1 protein-coding gene is annotated in these 2,760 nt (G+C 55.0%); it reads left to right on the top strand.

Going from position 1 to position 2,760, the window contains the following annotated elements; all coding sequences use genetic code 11:
* Positions 1–116 precede the first annotated feature (116 nt).
* Positions 117–2,705, top strand: coding sequence for an NB-ARC domain-containing protein (locus I8N67_RS41175; protein WP_200309430.1), 2,589 nt, complete (start codon positions 117–119; stop codon positions 2,703–2,705).
* Positions 2,706–2,760 lie beyond the last annotated feature (55 nt).

Here is a 2,760-nt window from a genome sequence, read left to right on the forward strand (position 1 = left end):
GCTCGGAGGGGGTCAGCTTGCTTCACACTCGCATGACACGTGCACGGCTTTATGTACTCGTAGATTCATTCGAATCCGACGTGCGTCAGATGATTTTGCGATATGTTCTTGATCATATGAGTGAGTCCGAGGCGCTAGGTGATAGTTATCCTCGCGCCGAGGATCGCCGACACTCGGAAGCCAGCGAAGACGAGCTCTCCATTGTTGAATATCTAGATATGCGTGAGGCGTATGATGTCCTGAACCGCCATCGGGAAGCACTTCCCGTCGAGCTAGCCAGGGAACTACGCCAAGGTACCCCTCGAATGGACACGCTCGTACCTATCCGCAACCGCGTCATGCACGGGCGTCCTCTCCAAACCGGCGACGCGGAAAAAGCGGTAAGCGCCTGCCGGGAATTCAAGAGTCGCTTTTGGCCCACAATGCGCGACACCTTGGACAAGTTGGGTGCTGAACCAGGATGGGAGCCGGCGTTTAACGGCTCCGACCGAAGGTACTCGGATAGAATCCTTCACAATCTTCCGCCGTTTGATTACGACGACACCGGGCTTGTCGGTAGGTCTCAAGCCTGCAGCGCCATAGTGAAGCACCTTTTGAGACGTCGTGAGCCAATGATCACTATCACTGGCGAGGGAGGAATCGGAAAGACCGCCCTCGCATCTGAAGTGGCCTATTCCCTTTTGGATAATCCCGATTCTCCCTATGAATGCATCCTGTGGACCTCTCTCAAGACGGAGAGGCTGACAGCTAACGGCGTTATCCAGATTGCCGGCGCGGTGCGCGATATCACCGGTGCTACTCAAATTCTGGGTAAGGTGCTAGCTGACGATTTTAAGGGCGGCGCCCAAGAGCTTGCCGGAGCGTTGGAAGGAATCGAAACGCTTCTCATCATCGATAACCTCGAAACGGTTAGCGGCAGTGAGATCGTTACCCTCTATGAGACTCTTCCTGACAATGTCACCTATCTCATGACAAGCAGGATCGGCGTCGGACAGATTGAACGCCGGATTCCTCTTCCTCCGTTGGAAAAGAAAGACGCACAAACGCTATTCAGGTCGTTCGCGCGAGTGCGCGGAGGAAGGGCGGAATTTCTAGCAAGACTAAAAAACGAAACCGTCGAGCAAATTGTCACTCGGCTGCGCTTTAGCCCCTTGGCTATTCGATGGTACGTGCTGTCTGTCGAATCAGGGCGAGAACCCCATCCCACGTTGACAGATCAGGACGCACTGATCGACTTCTGTGTCAGGTCCGTGTTCGACGCTCTCAGCGAGACACCTAAAGCGATCTTGTCCGTTCTCTACGCTCTTGATCGCTCTTCAACCTTCGATGAACTCGCGGTCCTGACGGACTCTCCGATCGACGACTTGAACCTGGCCGTAAAGGAGCTAAGTGCGGGATCTCTGGTAACTCAGAAGCCAGACGTCGATGATGAGTTGATCTCACGCGTGCAAATTACGGAGGCTGCTCAACATTTCTTGCGTAGAGTTTCACCACCACCAAAGGCGGATATCAGCAGAACTTTGATGCGGGAGCAGGAATTTAAGCGCTCGGAAGAACAGCGTCGCACAGACGAGAGTAAGCGACAACTTGCTCCGAGTGTCGTGAGAGTTCGCTCTGCACACGATGAGCCAACCGCCCATCTGCTGCGGCTCGCTCTAGCGCAGAAGCGTTCATTGGAGCGTGCGCAAAGTTACCTATCCAGAGCGCGTGCACTGAACCCAGAGTTCTGGGAAGTTGACCGAGTAGAGGCGTTCATTCTCTCTCAGAACGATCAGATCGACCAGGCTACATCGCTTTATCGATCGGCGTTGCGTAAGGCGGATGAGGCGGGAAAGCCCGTTGTCTCCTACTACTTTGCAGGGCATCTAGCCGGTCGTGCCCATGACGTGGACGCCGCACTACCCTTGGCCAACTCGGCCCACGAGTATTTTCGAACGGCTGATACTGCGCAACTTCTGGGACGAATCAACCTTTGGGCTCGTCGATACGAAGAGTCACAGGTTCATTTGGAATGGGCGCTCGAAAACGTGACTGGTCGGGGAAGGCTTCGCCTCATCATCCTCACCAGTCTTGTCGACTCATGGCGGCGGTGGTCTGAGTCGCTACTCGAGGACGACCGTCGGCCCGTAGAGGCCGCGCATAAGGCATCAGCCGGATTCTCTCAGGGGATCAGAGAGCTAGATGCCGGAGCTTGGGACCAGCGACTCGCTGAAATGCTACTGGAAAGCGCGAATTCTTTTCTGCGAGCGGTTGGTGAACTTGGTGTATTTCCGCCCCTCTTCCAAAACGATGCCATTCGTATCCTAAAAGGGGTGAAGCATCACGCTGTACTGTTCGAGCGCTGTGTTGCGTGGCGTCATTTCCCGGGACGGGTCGGTCGACTTTATCGCCTGACTGGAATCGGCCAAGAAATATCGCAACTTTGCGAGGGTTTGGTGCAACTGGCCAGGCCAAAAATGGACGATACCTCAGAAGTGCCGCCAAGGGGAATTGTAAAGGCGTGGCGCGGAACCTTCGGGTTCATTTCGCATCCGGACTACCCTAGCGATGTTTTCTTTCCTGGGGCGGCGTTGCAAGAAGGGGTCAAATGGGATTCCATTAACCCTGTCGGATTGCATGTCATCTTTGAGGTTGATGAGCATGGCAAGGGAGACAGGCCGCGAGCTAATTACGTTGCACCTGTTCTCCAGGAGAGTGGTGAGTGATCCGTACCGGGAATGCTAGGTCGGCGTAGCGGCTTTGGGGTGGCGCTGCTTTGGC

The sequence above is a fragment of the Streptomyces adelaidensis genome (genome assembly GCF_016598475.1).
In the GTDB taxonomy this organism is placed as follows: domain Bacteria; phylum Actinomycetota; class Actinomycetes; order Streptomycetales; family Streptomycetaceae; genus Streptomyces; species Streptomyces adelaidensis.

What these genes read in the sequence shown, in the direction of transcription:
- I8N67_RS41175 (WP_200309430.1), top strand. Translation starts at nt 117, where the DNA reads ATGAGTGAGTCCGAGGCGCTAGGTGATAGTTATCCTCGCGCCGAGGAT.